This is a genomic window from Microbacterium sp. 05N427 (assembly GCF_056397105.1).
In genome coordinates this window covers 174882-195059 of the sequence record NZ_JBFTMT010000001.1, presented here as the reverse complement: position 1 = coordinate 195059, position 20178 = coordinate 174882, and the positions used below count along the sequence as shown (strand labels likewise).

The following is a 20178-nucleotide window of genomic DNA, read 5'->3' as shown; positions in this document are numbered from 1 at the left end:
CCCTGAGCGAGGAGCGAAGCGACGAGACGAAGGGCGGTTCAGAAGAAGCCCATCGGCCCCTCGGCGTACGAGACGAGGAGGTTCTTCGTCTGCTGGTAGTGGTCGAGCATCATCTTGTGGTTCTCGCGCCCCACGCCCGACTGCTTGTACCCGCCGAACGCGGCGTGCGCCGGGTACTGGTGATAGGTGTTCGTCCAGACGCGGCCCGCCTCGATCGCCCGGCCGGCCCGGTAGGCCGTGTCTCCGCTGCGACTCCAGACGCCGGCACCGAGACCGTAGAGCGTGTCGTTCGCGATCGAGATCGCGTCGTCGAAGTCGGCGAAGCTCGTGACCGACAGCACAGGACCGAAGATCTCCTCCTGGAAGATCCGCATATCGTTGGTGCCCTCGAACACGGTCGGCTCGACGTAGTAGCCCCCGCTGAGATCGCCGCCCAGGTCGACCCGCTCCCCTCCGATGAGGAGCTTCGCACCGCCCTGCTTCCCGATGTCGATGTAGCTGAGGATCTTCTCGAGCTGGTCATTCGACGCCTGGGCGCCGATCATCGTGGTCAGATCCAGCGGGTTGCCCTGCACCACCTTCTTCACGCGCTCCAGGCCGTCGGCGAGGAAGCCGTCGTAGATCGAGCGCTGGATGAGCGCGCGCGACGGGCAGGTGCACACCTCCCCCTGGTTCAGGGCGAACATCGTGAAGCCCTCGAGCGCCTTGTCGTAGTACGGATCGGCGGTCGAGCTCGCGACGTCCTCGAAGAACACGTTGGGGCTCTTGCCCCCCAGCTCGAGCGTGACCGGGATCAGGTTCTGCGAGGCGTACTGCATGATCAGGCGCCCCGTCGTGGTCTCGCCGGTGAAGGCGACCTTGCGGATCCTCTTGTGCTGCGCGAGGGGAGCCCCGGCCTCGATGCCGAATCCGTTCACGATGTTCACGACGCCCGCCGGCAACAGGTCGCCGATGATCTCGAACAGGAACAGGATCGACGCCGGGGTCTGCTCGGCGGGCTTGATGACCACGCAGTTGCCCGCGGCGAGCGCCGGGGCCAGCTTCCACGTGGCCATGAGCAGCGGGAAGTTCCACGGGATGATCTGACCGACCACGCCGAGCGGCTCGTGGAAGTGGTAGGCGACGGTGTTCTCGTCGAGCTGGCTGATCCCGCCCTCCTGTGCGCGCAGCACGCCGGCGAAGTAGCGGAAATGGTCGACCGCGAGCGGGATGTCGGCCGCGAGAGTCTCGCGTACCGGTTTGCCGTTCTCCCAGGTCTCGGCGATCGCGATGGCCTCGAGGTTTTGCTCGATCCGGTCGGCGATCCTGTTCAGGACGTTGGCACGCTCGGTGGGACTGGTCTTGCCCCAGCTCGCGAACGCCTTCCAGGCGACGTCGACGGCGCGGTCGATGTCCTCGCTCGTGCCGCGTCCGACCTCGGTGAACGGCTTGCCGTTGACCGGGCTGACGTTCTCGAAGTACTGGCCCTTGACGGGGTCGACGAACTCGCCGCCGATGTAGTGCCCGTAGCGCGGGCGGTAGTTCGCGAGCGCGCCCGGCTGCCCTGGTGCCGCATAGGCGGTCGACACGCTCTCCTCGATGATGGTCATCGCGTCTCCTTCGACGTTCTGCGGCCGCATCGCCGCGAGGGTTGATGTGTGCCTCGACGGTAGGCGCGCTGACGTTGCGCCCCGGTGCGTCACGTTGCAACGGGTTGCCCGGCCCGCTCCCCCGGTCCCTGAGCGAGCGAACCCCCGGTCCCTGAGCGAGCGAAGCGAGACGAAGGGCGCCCCGGATCCGGATCAACCCTGCTCGAGGCGCTCGATCCGGCTGACCAGGCCCGCCCGCTTCGGCGAGCGCGCGGGCAGCAGCTCCAGGCAGAGCCGCAGGATCTCCGCGTCTTCGGATCCCTCGGGGATCTCGGCATACGACAGCAGGACGTCGATGCTGGCCTCGGTGCGCATCGTCTCGCGCAGGGTCGAGCGCACGGTCTCGCGGAACTCCTCGATGCCCGGGGAGGTCGAGTCCGGCAGCACGGGTCCGCGGTAGGCGGAGAGCGCCACGCGGTGCGCCCCGCGGTCGAGCAGAGACAGCACGTCATGCGCATCGGTCTCCAACGGCACGGTCAGCCGATACGGACGCGACTCGGGCACGAGTGCCGACCAGATCCGCTCCAGCGCCTTCCGCAGACGCACCATCTCGGGGCGCAGCGTGTCGGCCGAGGACCCCTCGCCGTAGACCAACTCGGCGAGGCGCTCAGCCGACAGCCCCTGCCGGTGCACGGCGAGCAGCAGCAGGATCTCGGCATGCCGCGCGCTGAGCTCGACCGACCGTTCTCCGTCGTCGCCTGAGACCTCGAGCCGGGCGCGATCCCTGCCCAGGACCCGCAGGCCCGCACGCTCTGGCACCGGGCGCCGCCTCGATGACGGAGAGGGGGCGGCGGGCTCGGCCCTGGCCCGCAGCCGCGCCACGAGCAACTCCGCCTCGACGGCGCGGGCGGTCGCGTCGACGAGCATGCGCGCCTGCGGGCTCGCCGCTTCGGATCCGCCTGTCACGTCGATCACTCCGAGGATGCGCCTGTCCTCCGGGTCGAACACGGGCGCGGCGGTGCAGGACCACGGCTGCACCAGACGGTTGTAGTGCTCGGCGCCATGGATCTGCACCGAGGTGCCGAGCTCGAGCGCGGTTCCGGGAGCGGACGTGCCGACCGCGCGCTCCGACCAGTTCGCGCCCTCGACGAAGCCCATCTCGCCGGACAGGATCCGCTGATTCACGTCGCCCTCGACCCACAGCAGCCGGCCCGCGTGGTCGCCGACCGCGACGATGACGCCCGAGTCGTCCGCGGATCCGGGCAGCAACAGGGCGCGGATCGTGTCCATCGCGCCCGCGAGCGGATGCGCCAGCCGATAGGCGTCGAGGGCGTCCGCGGTGAAGTCGAGCGGAGGGAGCCCTTCGGCGCCGACCCGCTGCCGCCAGGACCGCTCCCACGACTCGCGCACGAGCGAGCGCACGTTCTGCAGCCGTCCGTCGCCGATGTTGCCCGCGACGAGCTCCTCGTGCGCGCGCTCGATGAGCAGGCGCGACGCCGCGGGCGCGGGCTCGCGGGAGGGCAGCCAGCCAGAGGACACAGGGTCTCCGATCATCGGTGACGGAGTGGGTCCAGTGTACGACGAGGGATCCGTCGGGCCGAGGTCGGATCTGTGTCGTACTCAGTCGATACGGCACGGCAGCACGGGATTGGGCCCCGGACGCCTCGAATCGACTGAGATCCAGACGAGCGCAGGACCACGATCAGCGGAAAGAAGTGCAGCCCTCTCCGCACTACTGTGTGTTGCGTGGTAGTGTGCCGAGCAATGCAGTGAACAGGAGGCGGAATGGACACGACGCAGCTGCTGAAGGGTGTGCTGGATCTCGCGGTGCTCGCCGTCGTCCGCGATGAGGACGGCTACGGCTACGACATCGTGCGGCGCCTCCGTGACGCCGGGATCGGCGACGTCGGCGATGCCTCGGTCTACGGAACGCTGCGCCGCCTGTACTCGGGCGGGGCGCTCTCGAGCTACGTGGTGCCCTCCGACGGTGGGCCGCACCGCAAGTACTACGCGATCACCGCGCAGGGCAAGCACATGCTCGACGAGCAGATCTCGACGTGGTCGCATTTCGCGGTGGCGATGTCGGGACTGCTCGCCCCGCACGTCCCGCCCACGGCCGCCGCTCCGCCAGGGCCGGCCGGGGCCGCAGCACCCGCCCTGTTCCATCCCCCCGCAGAACCCACCGGGATCCTCTCCGAAGGAGCGCAGCGATGAACGAGACCACCTTGACCGCCGCGGAACGGATCCGGGCGTTCGCCGACGCCGTGCGCGCCCAGCTGGCGGACCTTCCTGCCGAGGAGGTCGACGACCTCGTCGAGGGCCTCGTCGGAGACCTCACCGATCAGGCCGCGGACCACGACGGCGCGATCGATCTGGGTGATCCCGCCGCATACGCGGAGGAGCTGCGCTCCGCGGCCGGCCTACCCGAACGAGGTCCCATCTCAGCGACGAAGACCCCGTTGCACGAGCGGGTCGCCGCCGCGGCAGGGCGCGCGGTAGAGCGGATCCGGTCCTCACGTACGGGGGCTGAGGTCCTGGGCATCCTTGGCGCGCTCCGACCCCTGTGGTGGCTCGCGCGCGGATTCGGACTGTTCGCCGTGGTCAGTGTGCTGCTCGGCTTCGGAATCTGGACGATGCTCAGTCAAGGGTGGCCGGGTACTCGGATCCTCGCGTGGACCCTGCTGATCCTGCTGACAGTGCTCAGCGTTCAATGGGGGCGTGACCGCTGGCTGCCGAAGAATCGCTTCAAGCACATCCGCACCGTCGCGAGCATCGTCGCCCTCCTCATCCTGCCGATCGCCGCGGGGGTCTTCATCACGGCGGTGACGAATCACGGGAACACGGTCGACGCCGTGAGCCAGCAGACTCCGGGTGTGTCGCTCGACGGCGACCGCGTCGTCAATCTCTTCGTCTACGACAAGGACGGCAAGTTGGTCGAGGGGGCGCAGATCTACACGAACCGCGGCACCCCGCTCAGCCTTATGGGACGCGACGGCGAGCAGTACGACAGCGCCGCCGCGTTCTGGGGGTGGGGTGACAGCGGCACCACGACCCTGCCGTTCCGGGACGCGCAGGGACGTCCGGTCTGGAACGTCTACCCGCTGCAGCTGGGCCGGATCGATGACGCGACGGGCCAGCTGGAGCCGTCGACGACCCTCACTCCCCAGCCCCCGTTCCTGCGCGCCCCCGATCGCGCGCTCACGGCGACGCCCCAGCCCACGACGGGGTCGACCATGCCACCGACGCCGTCTCCCTCACCGCAGCCGACCGACGCCGTGCCCAGCCCCACGCCGACCCCGACTCCGGCGGGCTGAGCGATGACGGCGCCAAGGATCGTCTCGATCGACCTCACGCACCTCGTCGAGGCCGCGCTGCGCGGCGAACGCCGCAGCGCCACCGCCGACGCCGTCCACGAGCCCGGCGAGCCCGGCGAGGGCGGCCTCCTCGCCTCGACCACGTATCCGGGCGCCGCCGGATCCCACTGAACTCAGTCACAGAGCCCGGTGTACGACCCGACCGCGTGTCGAACTCAGTCGATACGGGCGCAACGGCCGCGACTTCGGCCACCAGTCCCCCGAATCGACTGAGTTTCGTACCAGCAGGCGACCACGACCATCGGGCCGACAGACCCGGGACCCCGATCCGGGAGCCATCGGGGCCGCTGACCCTCAGCCGCGCGCGGCCCACCAGTCGCGCAGGCGCTGCTCGGCGGTCTCGGGGCCGATGAGTCCCTCGTCGAGGCGCAGCTCGAGCAGGAACCGGTACGCCTCGCCGACCTCGCGGCCCGGGGCGATGCCGAGGATCCGCTGCACGTCGTTGCCGTCGAGCTCGGGACGGATCGCATCGATCTCCTCCTGCTCGCGCAGGGTCGCGATCCGCTCCTCGATGTCGTCGTAGGCCGCTGCAAGGCGACCGGCCTTGCGCTTGTTGCGCGTGGTGACGTCGGCGCGGGTCAGGATGTGCAGCCGCTCGAGCTGGTCGCCGGCGTCGCGCACGTAGCGTCGGACGGCGGAGTCGGTCCATGCCCCCTCGGAGTAGCCGAAGAAGCGCAGGTGCAGCTCGATGAGCTTCGCCACGGCGTCGGTTGACTCCTTGTCGAACCGCAGCGCCTGCAGCCGTTTGCGAGCGAGCCGGGATCCGACCACGTCGTGGTGGTGGAAGCTCACGACGCCCCCTGGCTCAAGCTTGCGGGTGCGCGGCTTGCCGATGTCATGCAGCAGCACCGCCAGACGCAGCACCGCATCGGCCGGCTCGCCCGGCTGACGGGCGTGCTCGAGCGCGATCGCCTGCTCGAGCGCGGTCAGGGAGTGCTCGTAGACGTCCTTGTGGTGGTGGTGCTCGTCGATCTCGAGCCGCAGCGCGCTCACCTCGGGCAGGAACTCGTCGATGAGCCCGGTGTCGACGAGCACCCGGATCCCGCGCACCGGATCGTCGGATTGCAGCAGGCGGATCAGCTCCGCCTGGATGCGCTCCGGGCTCACGATGCTCAGCGTCGACCGCAGCTCCGCCATCGCGGCGAGCGTGCGCTCCTCGATGCTGAAGCCGAGCTGGGCACTGAACCGGGCCGCGCGGAGCATGCGCAGCGGGTCGTCCCCGAAGCTCACCTCCGGGGTGGTCGGGGTGCGCAGGAGGCCGACGAGCAGGTCCTCGACTCCCCCGGTCGGATCCACGAGCTTCTGCTGCGGCACCAGGAACGCCATGGCGTTGACCGTGAAGTCGCGGCGCACGAGGTCGCCGTCGATGTCGTCGCCGAACGAGACCACCGGTTTGCGGGTGACGCCGTCGTAGGCATCGGCACGGTATGTCGTGATCTCGACCTGCTCGGAGGGACCGTCGGGCGACGGGACCTTGGCGCCGATCGTGCCGAACTCCCGGCCGATGTCCCACTGGGTGGTCGAGATCGGCTTGACGATGCGGAGGATGTCGTCAGGACGGGCGTTCGTGGTGAAGTCGAGGTCGTGCGTGGGGCGCCCGAGCAGCGCGTCGCGCACCGGACCGCCCACCACGGCGAGGTCGAAGCCGGCCTCGGCGAACGCCGTGGCCAGGGTCCGCACGACCGGATTCTCGGCGAGGGCGCCCAGGCGCGCGAGGGAATCGGCCATGTTGAGCATGGTCTCCAGGGTACCGGGGCGGGCTCGGCCGGTGCCGTCAGAAGGTCGGGCCGGTCGAGCCGGGGAACGGCGTGCCGCCCACGTCGCGGATCGCCTGCTGCTGGGCTTTGATCTGCTGGATGACCATCGTGCTGAGAACCAGCGCTCCGATGAGGGCGAGCACCACGAAGATCCACATGCCGACGTCGGGATCGACGAGCTTCAGCGCGTAGACCACGATGGCCGCACCGGCCAGCACCGCGCCCTCGATGCACGCGAACGCCACGAACATGCGGGAGCGCTTGCGGGCGAACTCCTCGGTGATGCGGCGCACCTGCGCCTCGGTCGAGTAGTCGGTCATGTCCGACAGCGTAGGCGACGCCGAAGGGGCGGGCATCGTCTTGATACCCGCCCCTTCGGCGTCTGAGCCGGGACTCAGACCGGGTCGCCCTGCACCGGGCCCTCGGTGTTCGGCTTCCAGCCGAGCGCCGGCGCCACGTGCTCGGCGAAAGCCTGCAGCACGTGCAGGTTGTACTCGGGGCCGAGCTGGTTCGGGATCGTCAGCATGAGGGTGTCGGCCGCCATCACGGCCTCGTCCTGCTTCAGCTGCGAGATGAGCACGTCCGGCTCGGCCGCGTAGGTCTTGCCGAACGTGGAGCGGAACCCGTCGATCACGCCGATCTGGTCGCCGTTCTCCTCGTTGCGCAGCCCGAAGTACGCCCGATCCTGATCGCTGATCAGCGGGAACACGCTGCGACTGACCGACACCCGGGGGGTGCCGGTGTGGCCGGCCTCCTTGTAGGCGGCGCGGAACAGGTCGATCTGCTCGCGCTGCAGCTCGTGGAACGGCTGGCCCGTGGCCTCGGTGACGAGCGTCGAGCTCATCAGGTTGAGGCCCTTCCGCCCGGTCTCCTCCGCCGTGGCGCGGGAGCCGGATCCCCACCAGATGTGATCGCGCAGCGTCGCCGAGCGCGGTTCCACGGGGAGGTAGCGCCCCTCCCCGACCATGCGCGGATCGCCGGGGGCGATGCCGGCGCCATCGATCGCCTCGAGGAACAGATCGAACTTGTCGCGGGCCAGCACGCTTCCCCGCTCGCGATCCTCCTCGTCGACGTAGCCGAACGCCTCATAGCCGCGCAGCGCGGTCTCGGGTGAGCCACGGCTCACGCCGAGGGCGATTCGCCCGTCGGCGATGAAGTCGAGCGCGGCGGCCTCCTCGGCGAAGTACAGAGGGTTCTCGTAGCGCATGTCGATCACGCCCGTGCCTACCTCGATGCGCTTCGTGGTCGCGGCCATCGCCGACAGCAACGGGATGGGTGAGGCGGCCTGTCGCGCGAAGTGGTGCACGCGCACGTAGGCGCCGTTCACGCCGATCTCGTCGGCGCCCTGCGCGATCTCGATGGTCTGGTGCAGCATCTCCCCGGCCGTGCGGGTGACGGATCCGGGCACGTTCGCATAGTGCCCGAAGGAGAGGAATCCGAAAGCCTTCATGATTTATTCAAACGCATGGATCCCGTCATGCATTCCCTTCATCGGTCGGCCGGGATCAGGAAGCCGTCCGTCACGAGTGCGCGCAGGCGCGGCTCGAGGTCGGCCCAGAGGTCGACGAGCGGCACTTCGAAGAGGTCGGCGAGCGCGCCCGCGATCTGCGTCACGCTGAGATCGCCGTCGCACGCGCCCACGAAGCCGGCGAGCGCGGGGTCGACCGAGATCGTGCGCCCGAAGCCCCCGCCCTGGCGCAGCTCGATCACGCTCGGCGCCTCCTGGCCGGGCATGTGATGGCGGGCCTCGGTCACATCGGGTGCGACGAGCAGCACGTCCGGGAGCCCCTCGGCGAGCGCGTCGTGCCCGGCGAGGCCGTCACGGAGCGCCCGGCCCACGCTCGTCACGGGCTGCGGAAGCGTCTCGAAGCGGCGCAGCGGGGCGGCTTCGGCCTCGCTCCCCTCCACCGCCGCAGGCCTGCGGATCAGCACGTATCCGAACCCGATCTCGGTCACGCCACGGGCGGCGAAGTCGGCCAGCCAGGCGTCCAGGAGCGGCTCGAACGCGGCATCGCGAGGCGTCGTGCCGCCGTCACGGATCCACAGCTCCGCATAGCCGAGCGGCGACAGCGTCTCGCGCTGCACGACCCAGGCGTCCAACTCGGGCGCGATCCACGACTCCAGGCGCCGGAGCCCCAGAGCGGATCCGACGGACTCCCAGTTGCCGAGGAGCTGCGCGGATCCGTCCGGGACCAGATGCGCCGGAGCCTGCGTGACGAACGCCTCCACGAGCGCGTCTCCCACGAGGCCCCCGTCGCGGTACTCGTACTCCGGCACGCCGGCGCCACGGGGCGTGATCACGAACGGCGGATTCGACACGATGAGCCCGAAGCTCTCCCCGGCGACCGGCTCGAACATGCTGCCCTGGCGGAACTCGATGTTGCGCACGCCGGCGAGCATCGCGTTGAGCTCGGCATAGGCCAGAGCGCGCGCGGAGATGTCGGTGGCGATGACCGATCCCGCGTGCCGGGAGACGAGCAGCGCCTGTATTCCGCAGCCCGTGCCGAGGTCCAGGGCCCGCTCGACCTCGACCGGCATGACGAGCGACGCGAGGGTGCGGGAGGCGCCGCCGACGCCGAGCACGTGGTCGGGCGGCAGAGCGCCGCCCCCGTCCATGTGGTGCAGGGCGAGCTCGTCGAGGTCGCTCGCGATCCACCATTCCCCGACGCCGTCGGCATCGACGAACGACTGGGGCCGGATCAGGGCGGCCGGAACCACGCGCCCGTCCTCGCGATAGCCGAGACCCAGGGTCTCGAGCCCGTCGACACCCGTGCGCGCGAGAGCAGCGGCGACCTCGGGCTCCGGCTGCGGCATGCCGAGCACGAACAGGCGCCCGAGTGTGGCCAGGGCATCGGTGCGGCCCGCGATCGCACCGAGCAGCGGGGAGCGGATGCCCCGGGCGAGCGCGTCGTCGGCCTCCGCGCCCCACGCGGCCCGCAACGGCTCCGAGCGCAGGTCGGCGGCATCGAGGTCGGCGGCGAGCGCCGCGCACAGCACGGAATCGGGATGAGGCAGGAGGTGTCGGACCACGGCGTCAGCCTACGCGCGACGCCGCGCACGCACCCGAGGACGGGAGAGGGATGCCGCCCACCCTGCCCGCCTCCAGGGATCGATGCAGCACGCCGCCTAGAATCTCAGGGCCAGCACTCCCCTCGCGCCCTGCGCGCCCGACGGATCCCCGATGACTTCCACTCAGACCGAACCTGCCCCCCTGCGACGGCGTCTGCGCCGCGCGGCCGGGGCCCTCGTCGTCGCGCTGAGTCTGGGGCTCCCCCTGGCCGCGGCGTCGCCCGCGGCGGCGGCGGAGACGCCCACGCCGAGTCCGACGCAGACACCGCAGCACGCGGGCGTTCTGCTCTCCCTGCAGCCGAACGGGAACGGATCCTATGCGTCCGGAACACCCCTGACGGCGACGCTCACCCTCCGCAACGACGCCACGACCGGCCTCGGGGCGGGCACGGTGCATCTAGAGCTCGGACGTGCTCCGCTCGGCGACCGCCAGACCGTGGGAGCCTGGCTGGACGGATCGGGCGCGGCTCCTGCACTCAGCCCGATCGGCAACGTGAGCACCGCCGTGCTGGATGCCGAAGGAACCTCGCGCACCCAGGTCGTGGTCCCTGCGACGGATGTCGGTGCGCTCGCCCCCGGCGTCTATCCGTTGCAGGCCCGGTTCGAGTCCACTCCGGCGGCGGCGGACGCGCCGGCTCCCGCACGCAGCGCCCTCGTGGTCGCGCAGGGTGCACGTGCGACGGTCATCACGGTCGTCCCCATCACCGCGGCCCCGGCTGGCGACCTGCTGAGCGCCGCCGAGCTCACTGCCCTCACCGCGCCCGCCGGCGCACTCACGGCGCAGTTGAACGCCGTGGCCGGAACTCCGGCTGTGCTCGCGGTCGACCCTTCCATCCCGGCGGCGATCCGCGTGCTCGGCGTCGGCGCACCCGCCACGGCGACGGCATGGCTGGCGCGGCTCGAGGCGCTGCCCAACGAGCGGCTCACGCTGCAGTTCGGCGACGCGGATGCCACGGCCCAGGCCGCGGCCGGCCTGAAAGCGCCGCTCACCGTCGATGACTTCGACCCGTTCCTCAACCCCAGCGGCAAGACCCCGACGACTCCGACTCCGACACCCACGACGACCGCCGCTCCCGGGCAGGGCCCTGCGTCGCCCGAGGCGATCGCCGGATCCCGCACCGACATCCTGTGGCCGCGCGGCCAGGTGACCGCGGGTCAGGTCGCGACGATGTCGCACTACGGCGCGTCCGGGACCGGCACCGTGTCGATCCTCCCGTCGACGACGTTCGCCGCAGGGGCGAAGGACGCGCCTGTCCCCTCGAGAGGCACCGTCGGCGGTGCGGCTGTGCTCGTCAGCGACGAGGCCGTCTCGCAAGCGCTCAGCTCCGCTGCCAGGCAGGCCGATGCCGCCGAGCGCGGCGGCGCCCTGACCGAGGCGAACGCGATGCTGTGGTTCGACGCCCCGGGCTCGACGGTGCTCGCCGGTCTGTCCCGTGCCGACGCACGGTCCGAGGAGGGACTGTCCAGCGCGGTCACGGCGTTCAGCGGCGGACAGGACGGACGGCTCGACCGCGTGCTGTCCAGCGCGCCCACGGAGCTGACCGTCTCGACGGATTCGGCGGAGGACCGCGCGGCCGCGGTGTCGGCCCTGAACGAGGACGCGGACCGCCTGGCCCAGTTCGCCACGATCCTGGAGCGTCCCGCCGATCTCACCGTGCGCGAGCGTATCTCGATCATGCGCCTGCTCGGCGTCGGCGTGCACACGAAGCCCGACGACTTCGCCGCCGCGCTCAAGACGCATCGCGACGCGACGCGGAAGACCATGGGCGCGGTCGGGATCCAGCCGTCGAACCCGATCCTGATCAGCCCGAAGGTCAACGTCCCGGTCTGGGTGCGCAACGAGCTCCCCTATCCGGTCCGCGTGCGGCTCAACGTCTCCTCCAGCGACAGCCGCATCGATGTGCCCGCGACGACCGACGTCGAGGCGCAGCCCTCGAGCACCACGCCCGTGCGACTCCCCCTCGAGTCGCACGTGGCCAACACCGAGCTCACCCTGAGTATGACGCTGACCAGCCCCACAGGAGTGGCGATCGGTCCGAAGCAGACGGCACGACTCACGATCCGTGCGGAGTGGGAGACCATCGGCCTGATCGTGTTCGGCAGCCTCGGAGTGCTCCTCATCGGCGCCGGGATCGTCCGCACGATCCGCCGCCGCAAGGGCGCCACCGCGAAGCATGCCGCAGACGGCATAGAGGGATCGGACGCGGCCTCGGATCCCGAGGATGAACGGCAGACGCTGACCTCCGCAGACGGAAAGGCCGGATCCGCTCCGGCGGACAAGGAGACCCATGAGTAGCCTCGGCCGCGCGAGCGCCCTGCTCGCGGCGGGCACGATGGTGTCCCGCGTGACCGGACTGCTGCGCACGATCGTGCTGGTCGGCGTGATCGGGGCCGTGGGCAAGGCACCAGACGCCTTCGCGCTCGCCAATCAATTGCCGAACGACGTGTTCTCGATCATCTCGGTGGGTCTTCTGACTGCTGTCCTGGTGCCGCAGATCGTCAAGGCGGTCGCCGGGGAGGACGGCGGCAGCGCCTTCATCTCGAAGATCTTCACCGCCGGTACGGTCGTGCTTCTCGTGGCCACGGTGGCCGCGATGCTCGCGGCCCCCTGGATCATCAGCGTCATCATGAAGGCGGGCACGACCCCCGAGCAGCAACAGCTCGCCATCGCCTTCGCATACTGGTGCTTGCCGCAGATCTTCTTCTACGGGCTTTACGCCCTCATCGGGGAGACCCTGAACGCACGCAAGATCTTCGGACCGTTCACCTGGGCCCCGGTCGTCAACAACGTGGTCTCGATCGCCGGATTCCTCATCATCGGATCCCTCTTCGGATCGCCGCTGAACGCGGTCTCCGACTGGCCTGCCGACCGCATCGCCTGGCTCGGTGCCACCGCCACCCTGGGCATCGCCGTGCAGGCGGGCGTCCTGCTGGCGTTCTGGCCGCGCACGCGGCTCGCCCTGCGCATCGACTTCCGCTGGCGCGGGGTCGGTCTCGGCAATGTCGGAAAGCTGGCCGGCTGGACCATGCTGATGGCGCTGTCGAGCCTCATCGCCGGGTTCTATCAGCACAGTGTCGCACTGGCCGCGTCGGGCTCCAACGCGTCCTTGACCGTGATGAACAACGCCTGGCTGATCTTCATGCTCCCGTACTCGGTGATCGTGCTGTCGATCGGGACGCCCTACTTCACGCAGCTCAGCGAACATGCCCACGCCGGACGCCTCGACGACCTGCGTACCGACATCGGCCGCAGCATCCGAACGCTCGGCTTCTTCCTGACCGGCGCTCTCGCCGCGGTGGTCGCTGCGACCGTCCCCGCATCGCGCATCTTCACCGATAACCGTGACGAGGCGCAGGCCGCAGCCCTCGTCCTCGTCGGCTACCTGGTCGCGCTCCTGCCCCTCGCGGTGCTCTTCATCGTGCAGCGCACGTTCTACGCCCTCGGGGACACCCGCACACCCTTCTTCTTCACGATCTTCCAGTGCGTCCTCATCGCCGCCACCGCTTTCGGCACCCAGCTCCTCCACGACGCCGGCATCGTGCCGTTGTCGGCTCTGGCGGCGACGTTGGCACTCGGACAGTCCCTGGCCAGCGTCCTGCAGACCATCGTCGCGACGGTGCTCCTGCACCGCCGCCTCAACGGCATCGGCACGGGCAGCTGGATCCTGGCGCTGGGGCGATTCATCCTCGCCGCCATTCCCTCCGCTGCGGCGGGCTGGGGAGTGTTCCTCCTCCTCGGAGGCACACGCGGATGGACCACAGCGGACCGGATTCCGGCCGCGATCGGCTGCCTGATCATCGCCGCCGTAGTCCTCATCGTCTACATCGGCCTGCTCGCCCTGCTGCGCGCTCCGGAGCTCGACGCCCTCAAGGGCCTCGTGCGGCGCTTCGCGCCCTCACGATGAGCGTCATCGTCATCACGGCGCCATGACACGCTCCTACCCCGACACGATCGCCGCGCCCGTCACCCGCGAGCTCGTCGTGAAGAAGTCGCGCTTCATCGCCCACCTGGTCCCTGTCCGGTCCGTGGTCGAGGCGGACGAAGTGATCGCCTCCGTCCGCCGGCAGTACTGGGACGCGCGCCACAACTGCACCGCGATGGTGACCGGCGTGACGGGCGACCAGGCACGATCCTCCGATGACGGCGAACCCTCCGGCACGGCGGGGATCCCGATGCTCGAGGTGCTGCGACGCCGCGGTCTCACCGACGTGGTCGCTGTCGTCACCCGATACTTCGGCGGCGTGAAGCTCGGTGCGGGCGGACTGATACGCGCCTACTCGACGGCGGTCTCCGACGCGCTGGACGACGCGGCACTGCTGCATCGTCGTGAGCTCCTGGAAGCACGCATCGATGTGCCACACGCCGACGCCGGACGCATCGACAACGGTCTCCGGGACTGGGCCGGCTCGCACGGATCCGCCTACGGCGACGTCGTGTACGGAGCCCTGGCGTCGTTCACGCTCTGGGTTCCTCCCTCCGACCGCGCCCTGTTCATCGACGACCTCGCCGCTTTGTCGGCCGGATCCCTCTCGCCTGTGTTCGGCGCGACCCGCGTCGTCGACGTCACTGCCGACTGACGCCTGCAGCCCTCCCCGGATGAGGCTCGCCCAGCTCTACGGAATGCCGCGCCGGTACCATGTGTTGAAGCGTGCGAAAGCAAGGAGAGGCAATGCGACAGGTCATCATCATCGGTTCGGGACCTGCGGGGTTCACCGCGGCGATCTACGCGGCTCGCGCGAACCTGAACCCGGTTCTCGTGGCGAGTTCGGTCGAGGTCGGAGGCGAGCTGATGAAGACCACCGAGGTCGAGAACTTCCCTGGCTTCCCTGAGGGCATCCAGGGCCCCGATCTGATGGCCAAGATGCAGGAGCAGGCCGAGAGGTTCGGCACCGAGGTCCTCTACGACGACGTCACCGAGCTGGAGCTCGACGGCGAGATCAAGAAGGTCACGCTCGGCAGCGGCACGGTCCTGGAAGCGTCTTCTGTCATTTATGCGACCGGATCCGCCTACCGCACGCTGGGCATCCCGGGCGAGGAGCGCCTCTCCGGTCACGGCGTCTCGTGGTGCGCCACCTGCGACGGCTTCTTCTTCCGTGAGCGCACGATCGCCGTCGTCGGCGGCGGAGACTCGGCCATGGAGGAGGCCACCTTCCTCACGAAGTTCGCCTCCAAGGTCTACATCATCCACCGCAAGGACTCGCTCCGCGCCTCCAAGATCATGCAGGAGCGCGCCTTCGCGAACGACAAGATCGAGTTCATCTGGAACAGCGCTGTCGAAGAGGTCCTCGGTGAGGACGCGACCACGGGCGTGCGTCTGCGCAACACCGTAGACGGCAGCACCACCGACCTCCCCCTCGATGGCCTGTTCATCGCGATCGGAAACGACCCGCGCACGCACCTCGTTCACGGGAAGCTCGACCTGACCGCCGAAGGCACGATCTGGGTCGATGGGCGCACCTCGCGCACCTCGGTTCCCGGCGTGTTCGCAGCCGGCGACGTGATCGACCCGACCTACCGCCAGGCGATCACAGCAGCCGGATCCGGCACCGTCGCAGCACTCGACGTGGAGCACTTCCTCGCCGCACTCTCGGACGGCACCGCCGCCGAGTCGGTTCTCGTCTAGGCCTCGGGAACACTTCAGCCCCTATCGCTGTTGACGCCTCTGAGCGTCTCACGCTTTCACAAAGGAGAATCATGACTGCCAAGGCAACCAGCCAGGCGACCTGGGAGCAGGACGTGCTTCAGGCCGATGGCCCCATTCTGGTCGACTTCTGGGCCGAGTGGTGTGGTCCCTGTCGTATGGTCGCGCCCGTCCTGGATCAGATCCAGTCCGAGAACGGCGACAAGATCACCATCCTCAAGCTCAATGTGGACGAGAACCCCGATCTCGCCATGAAGTACCAGATCACCTCTATCCCGGCGATGAAGGTGTTCCAGGGCGGCGAGGTCAAGACCACGATCATCGGCGCCAAGCCGAAGTTCGCGCTCGAGCAGGATCTGGCCGCGTTCCTCGGCTGATCCCACCGACGGATTCGAAGCCCGCTCTCCTCAGGGAGGGCGGGCTTCCTCGTTTCCCGGCGGCGTTTCACGTGAAACATCGCATCCAGGATTGCAGGGAGGACCGCCTTCGATCTCAGGGCAGCCGAGCAGAAGACCGCGCACCCGACACGTACAATCGCCGTAAGGAAAGAGCCGCCAAGCGCAGACTCCGCGCTGGTGCGAGGGGGATCGCCATGTTCGGTTCGAAGAAGAAGCTCGCCGGCCTGATGGAGCAGCTCAGGCCAGACCTGAGTCGGGAGTCGCTCGGCGTCGGGCCCGACTTCCCTGGCGTCGCCCCGAACCCCGTCCTGAGCGGCGATGCACGTCGACGGAACGCAGAACTGCGTACCGGCCCGCTCGCCATCGGAACTCTCGTCGACTGGCGCGAGGTCAACAGCAATCCACGCGTGGTCCTCATGCTCGACGTCGAGACTGCCGATGGCCTGTCCTTTCGCGGAATCGCTGACGAGGATTTCACGATCACGGCGCTCACCCGACTCGCCCCCGGACAGACGATGCCCGTGAGGTACCGGCCGGGCGTCATGGACCACTACGTCACCCTCGCCACGGACGCGGACCCCGCCCAGGTGCAGCATCTCATCGACCACATCGCGAATCGCAAGCGCCGCTGACCGCCCCCCTCAGCCTTCGTGGGGAGTGCTGACGCGATGTTTCACGTGAAACACCGCGAAACAAGGTCAGGGTCGTGCGTCATCGGTGAGGAGATCCCACCGACGGTACTTCGGCCCGTCCCCGAGCAAGCCCCAGACGATAGGCGTGAGCTCGGGGTAGTCGAGGGCGATCCGACGGAGGACATCGAAATTGCCCGCCTCGTCGGGGCGGACGCCTCCGCTCTCAATGATTTCGTCTGCGCGCAACAGGAAGACCACGAGCTCATCAACGCTGGGCAGCTCCTCCATGAAGGCCCAGGGATCCTCTCCCCCGAGCAGCCGTTCCTGAACGAGGACCGCCAATTCATCCGCCGCTTCGGCGCGCAGCACTTCGAGGCTGGCGCGGCGGGTCGGAGATTCAGTCACCCCCCAAGCCTACGCGGAGTGAAATGAAGGAAGGCCCGGAGGATCCGCTTACGCGGAGCGTCACCGGGCCTTCGCTAAGGGCGGAGAGTGCGTGGTCGCCTAGGAGCCGAACCCTTCTTCACCCATCTCGGACAGGATACGATTCAGGTCCTGAATAGACGAGAACTCGATCTTGACCTGGCCTTTCCTTGCTCCTAGCGCGATCTGGACCCGGGTGTTCAAACGGTCCCCGAGCTTCCCCGCAACGTCGTCGAGGTAGGCGCGGCGCGCGCCGGCCTGAGGCTTGACCGACTTCGCCACCGTTCCGGCCGCGGCGACGGTCTTCGCCGCTTCCTCGGTAGCACGAACTGACAGATCCTCGTTGACGACCTTGTCCGCCAGCCGCTGCATGAGATCGGCATCGTCGAGGGACAGGATCGCCCTGGCGTGCCCCGCAGACAGCACGCCGGCAGCCACACGCTGCTGCACCGGAACCGGCAGGCGCAACAGGCGGATCGTGTTGCTGACCTGCGGACGCGAGCGACCGATGCGCTGCGCGAGCGCCTCCTGGGTGATCCCGAAGTCCTCGAGAAGCTGCTGATAGGCAGAAGCCTCCTCGAGCGGGTTCAGCTGGGAACGGTGCAGGTTCTCGAGCAGCGCGTCGCGCAGCAGATCCTCATCCGCCGTTTCGCGCAGGATCGCGGGGATGGATTCGAGCCCCGCCTCCCGCGCCGCACGGGTACGGCGCTCGCCCATGATGAGCTCGTACTTGCCGTCTTCGTTCTCACGCACGACCACGGGCTGCAGCACACCGAACTCACGCACGCTGTGCACGAGCTCCGCGAGGTCACTCTCGTTGAAGTGCGTGCGCGGCTGGCGCGGGTTCGGGACGATGTCGTGCGGATTCACGCGGATCAGGCGAGCACCGGGTACGGCGATGAGGTCCTCTTCCGGCTCCGCCGCCTTTGCTGCAGGAGCTGCGTCGGGAACCGCCTCGAGACGTGCGCCCGGGAAGAACACGTCGACAGGACGCTCCGTGGCATCCGAAGTGGGGATGAGTGCGCCGATCCCCCGGCCGAGTCCTGTGCGTTTGGCCATCAGTGCCCCTTCTCGTTTTCGGTCGCCCGACGGGCGATCTCCACTGCTGCTTCTCTGTAGGCCACCGCGCCCACGGACTGTCCGTCGTAGGCGATCACCGTCTGCCCGAAGCTCGGTGCCTCAGAAACACGCACGGAACGCGGGATCACGGTGTCCAGGACCTCGTGCGGGAAGTGCCCGCGCACCTCCTCCGCGACCTGCTGGGCGAGACGGGTGCGTCCATCGAACATCGTCAGAAGGATCGTCGACATCGTGAGCTCCGGATTCAGGTGCTTCTGGATCATCCGGATGTTGCCGAGCAGCTGACTCAGGCCCTCCAGCGCGTAGTACTCGCACTGGATCGGGATCATGACTTCAGAGGCGGCGGTGAAGGCGTTGATCGTGAGCAGACCCAGCGATGGCGGGCAGTCGATGATGACGACGTCCGCGGGGTGCCCGGCCAGGTAGTCATTGAGCGCTGTCCGCAAGCGATGCTCTCTCGCGACCTGGGAGACGAGCTCGATCTCCGCGCCCGCGAGATGGATGGTACTAGGGGCGCACAGCAGATTCGGCGACTCGGGACTCTCCTGTACGACATCCGCAAGGGGGACATCGCTGATCAGAACGTCGTAGATGCTCTGCAGATCAGCGGTGTGCGGAACCCCCAGCGCTGTCGAGGCGTTTCCCTGCGGATCCAGATCGATGACGAGGACCTTAGCCCCGAGATCTGCCATCGCTGCGGCGATGTTCACGGCGGTCGTCGTCTTACCGACACCGCCCTTCTGGTTCGAGATCGTGAAGACACGGGTCGGTCCACCGAAACGGACCGTGACTGACTCCAGCGCCCTGCGGCGAGCGGTCAGATCCGCGAGTTCCCGCGCCAGGGGGGTGTCCACGCCGTATCCAGCAGTCGAGGTGCTTGAGGACTGTTTCACGTGAAACATCCACTCCTTTCGACGATCTCCGACGGGGAACGACGGAATCTCCACTCTAACTTGCGCGGCCGACAATCCCCTTCCGCATCGGCGAATCGAGGTGATGTTTCACGTGAAACATTGGCGCTCGAGGGGCCTCGCGGCCATTGGTTGTCTGTGCGTGCTCCGCCGCTCGTTGAGGACCCGGGCTCCGGGGTGTGCGGGTGACGAATCGGAGGGTTCCTTCCCGCTTCGCGGGCCCCTCCCTATATTCGCCACCGGCACACCCCTGCGCCCTCTCCCGCCAGGCGCAGCTGCCTTGCGAATGGAGATAGGGACAATGTTTCACGTGAAACATGGTGGGATTGCTCTCCATCCGGAGCATGGGACCAGTCCAACTCCGGCGAACGGAGCGCTAGGTGCCGTCGACGCAGTGTCACCCGGAGCCATCCCTACAGTGCGCAGAGAGCGCCAAACCGGTCTCTATCCCCGGATTGGGGAAGGTTTCACGTGAAACGCACCGGTGGGTACCTACCACTCGGAGCACGCACAACCAGCCCGCTGTTGAGGAGGGTGGAGGGGAGTGAGGCCTACGAATATCGGGAGGGGCCCGCGAAGCGGGAAGGAGCCCGCCGATTCGTAGGACTCACTCCCCGTAGCCCGGGCGCACACCGTCGAGCCGGGCCATAAGAGACCCCGCGACACGAGCTACCTGAGGGAATCAGCCGCGAACGGTCGCGCGTAGCACCCGCGTCGGCTCGGTGAGCACGTCTTCACCGAGGACCTCGACGCGCACGTCGCTCAGCAGGAACTTGCGGATCTGCTTCTGGGCTGCGGTGATCTCATTCGCCGCATTGATGCCCTTGAGTAGTGCGAGCTCTCCGCCATTGCGGGCGAGGGGTGCCGTCCACGGGATGAGGGTACGCAGCGCGCTCACGGCGCGGGCCGTGACCATGTCGAAGGTCCCGCTGAGGCCGACCTCCTCCGCACGCCCACGCACGACGGATACGTTCGGCAAGTCCAACGCCCTGACCTGCTCGTCGAGCCACACGACGCGGCGTTCCATCGGTTCGATGAGCGTGAACTGCACATCGGGTCGCGAGATCGCAAGCACGATGCCGGGCAGCCCTGCACCCGAACCCACATCCGCGACGGATCCGTGGAACAGCGGGGCAGCGATCGCGCTGTTGAGGATATGCCGCGTCCACAGTCGTGGCGCCTCGAGCGGGCCGATCAGGCCGCGCTCCTCCCCCTCCTCGGCCAGCGCCGCAGTGAAGGCACGGGCGAGGTCGATGCGATCCCCGAACAGCGTCGACGCGGCGGCCGGCTCCTGCTCCAGCTCGGACGACACCGGTTCAGTCAT

At 68.7% G+C, this 20178-nt stretch carries 18 protein-coding genes and 1 pseudogene; 9 read left to right on the top strand and 10 right to left on the bottom strand.

The features are described from left to right. Positions 1-38 precede the first annotated feature (38 nt). The gene (exaC, locus tag AC1DG4_RS00925) at positions 39-1589 is read right to left on the bottom strand and encodes an acetaldehyde dehydrogenase ExaC (protein ID WP_477377782.1); all 1551 of its coding nucleotides are present in this window, start codon (positions 1587-1589) and stop codon (positions 39-41) included. Between the two features lie 192 nt (positions 1590-1781). Further along, positions 1782-3107: a GAF domain-containing protein gene (locus tag AC1DG4_RS00920; protein WP_477377784.1), complete on the bottom strand. Its 1326-nt coding sequence runs from the start codon at positions 3105-3107 to the stop codon at positions 1782-1784. A gap of 246 nt (positions 3108-3353) precedes the next feature. Between AC1DG4_RS00920 and AC1DG4_RS00915 the strand changes: the two are divergent. The 3 genes and pseudogenes from AC1DG4_RS00915 to AC1DG4_RS00905 form a co-directional block, all read left to right on the top strand. Continuing rightward, positions 3354-3662: pseudogene (locus tag AC1DG4_RS00915) on the top strand (PadR family transcriptional regulator); the annotation flags it as partial. Between the two features lie 116 nt (positions 3663-3778). Beyond that, on the top strand, positions 3779-4882 hold the full coding sequence (locus AC1DG4_RS00910; RefSeq protein ID WP_477377786.1) for a hypothetical protein: 1104 nt from the start codon (positions 3779-3781) through the stop codon (positions 4880-4882). A 3-nt stretch (positions 4883-4885) separates the two neighbouring features. After that, positions 4886-5053: a hypothetical protein gene (locus tag AC1DG4_RS00905; RefSeq protein WP_477377788.1), complete on the top strand. Its 168-nt coding sequence runs from the start codon at positions 4886-4888 to the stop codon at positions 5051-5053. Positions 5054-5236: 183 nt separating this feature from the next. On the opposite strand, the gene AC1DG4_RS00900 is transcribed toward AC1DG4_RS00905, so the two are convergent. The 4 genes from AC1DG4_RS00900 to AC1DG4_RS00885 all read right to left on the bottom strand — a co-directional run bounded on the left by AC1DG4_RS00900 (position 5237) and on the right by AC1DG4_RS00885 (position 9729). Continuing rightward, on the bottom strand, positions 5237-6679 hold the full coding sequence (locus AC1DG4_RS00900; protein WP_477377790.1) for a CCA tRNA nucleotidyltransferase: 1443 nt from the start codon (positions 6677-6679) through the stop codon (positions 5237-5239). Between the two features lie 37 nt (positions 6680-6716). Beyond that, a complete protein-coding gene (locus tag AC1DG4_RS00895; protein WP_477377792.1) occupies positions 6717-7019 on the bottom strand; it encodes a hypothetical protein in 303 nt (100 codons plus the stop codon). A 74-nt stretch (positions 7020-7093) separates the two neighbouring features. Then, the gene (locus tag AC1DG4_RS00890) at positions 7094-8149 is read right to left on the bottom strand and encodes an LLM class flavin-dependent oxidoreductase (protein ID WP_477377794.1); all 1056 of its coding nucleotides are present in this window, start codon (positions 8147-8149) and stop codon (positions 7094-7096) included. Positions 8150-8187: 38 nt separating this feature from the next. After that, positions 8188-9729 (bottom strand): DUF7059 domain-containing protein, encoded by a 1542-nt coding sequence (locus AC1DG4_RS00885; protein WP_477377796.1) that lies wholly within the window; start codon positions 9727-9729, stop codon positions 8188-8190. A gap of 151 nt (positions 9730-9880) precedes the next feature. Between AC1DG4_RS00885 and AC1DG4_RS00880 the strand changes: the two genes are divergently transcribed. From AC1DG4_RS00880 to AC1DG4_RS00855, 6 genes are all read left to right on the top strand, one after another. Next, the gene (locus tag AC1DG4_RS00880; protein ID WP_477377798.1) at positions 9881-12064 is read left to right on the top strand and encodes a DUF6049 family protein; all 2184 of its coding nucleotides are present in this window, start codon (positions 9881-9883) and stop codon (positions 12062-12064) included. Continuing rightward, entirely contained in the window at positions 12057-13673 is a 1617-nt protein-coding gene (gene murJ / locus AC1DG4_RS00875; RefSeq protein WP_477377800.1) for a murein biosynthesis integral membrane protein MurJ, read from the top strand. Before AC1DG4_RS00880 ends, murJ begins: the two co-directional genes overlap by 8 nt. A gap of 22 nt (positions 13674-13695) precedes the next feature. Next, positions 13696-14346, top strand: a complete 651-nt coding sequence (locus AC1DG4_RS00870; protein WP_477377802.1) for an IMPACT family protein — start codon at positions 13696-13698, stop codon at positions 14344-14346. A gap of 92 nt (positions 14347-14438) precedes the next feature. Then, entirely contained in the window at positions 14439-15392 is a 954-nt protein-coding gene (trxB, locus tag AC1DG4_RS00865) for a thioredoxin-disulfide reductase (RefSeq protein ID WP_477377804.1), read from the top strand. A 71-nt stretch (positions 15393-15463) separates the two neighbouring features. Then, the gene (gene trxA, locus AC1DG4_RS00860; RefSeq protein ID WP_292717765.1) at positions 15464-15787 is read left to right on the top strand and encodes a thioredoxin; all 324 of its coding nucleotides are present in this window, start codon (positions 15464-15466) and stop codon (positions 15785-15787) included. Positions 15788-16002: 215 nt separating this feature from the next. Continuing rightward, the gene (locus AC1DG4_RS00855) at positions 16003-16440 is read left to right on the top strand and encodes a hypothetical protein (RefSeq protein WP_477377806.1); all 438 of its coding nucleotides are present in this window, start codon (positions 16003-16005) and stop codon (positions 16438-16440) included. Positions 16441-16506: 66 nt separating this feature from the next. On the opposite strand, the gene AC1DG4_RS00850 is transcribed toward AC1DG4_RS00855, so the two are convergent. The 4 genes from AC1DG4_RS00850 to rsmG all read right to left on the bottom strand — a co-directional run bounded on the left by AC1DG4_RS00850 (position 16507) and on the right by rsmG (position 20178). Next, the gene (locus tag AC1DG4_RS00850; protein WP_477377808.1) at positions 16507-16845 is read right to left on the bottom strand and encodes a tryptophan synthase subunit alpha; all 339 of its coding nucleotides are present in this window, start codon (positions 16843-16845) and stop codon (positions 16507-16509) included. 99 nt (positions 16846-16944) lie between these two features. Further along, complete coding sequence (locus AC1DG4_RS00845; protein WP_477377810.1) at positions 16945-17922, bottom strand: ParB/RepB/Spo0J family partition protein; 978 nt, start codon at positions 17920-17922, stop codon at positions 16945-16947. Continuing rightward, a complete protein-coding gene (locus tag AC1DG4_RS00840; protein ID WP_477377812.1) occupies positions 17922-18845 on the bottom strand; it encodes a ParA family protein in 924 nt (307 codons plus the stop codon). The genes AC1DG4_RS00845 and AC1DG4_RS00840 overlap by 1 nt, the downstream gene beginning before the upstream one ends. A gap of 691 nt (positions 18846-19536) precedes the next feature. Continuing rightward, on the bottom strand, positions 19537-20178 hold the full coding sequence (gene rsmG / locus AC1DG4_RS00835) for a 16S rRNA (guanine(527)-N(7))-methyltransferase RsmG (RefSeq protein ID WP_477377814.1): 642 nt from the start codon (positions 20176-20178) through the stop codon (positions 19537-19539).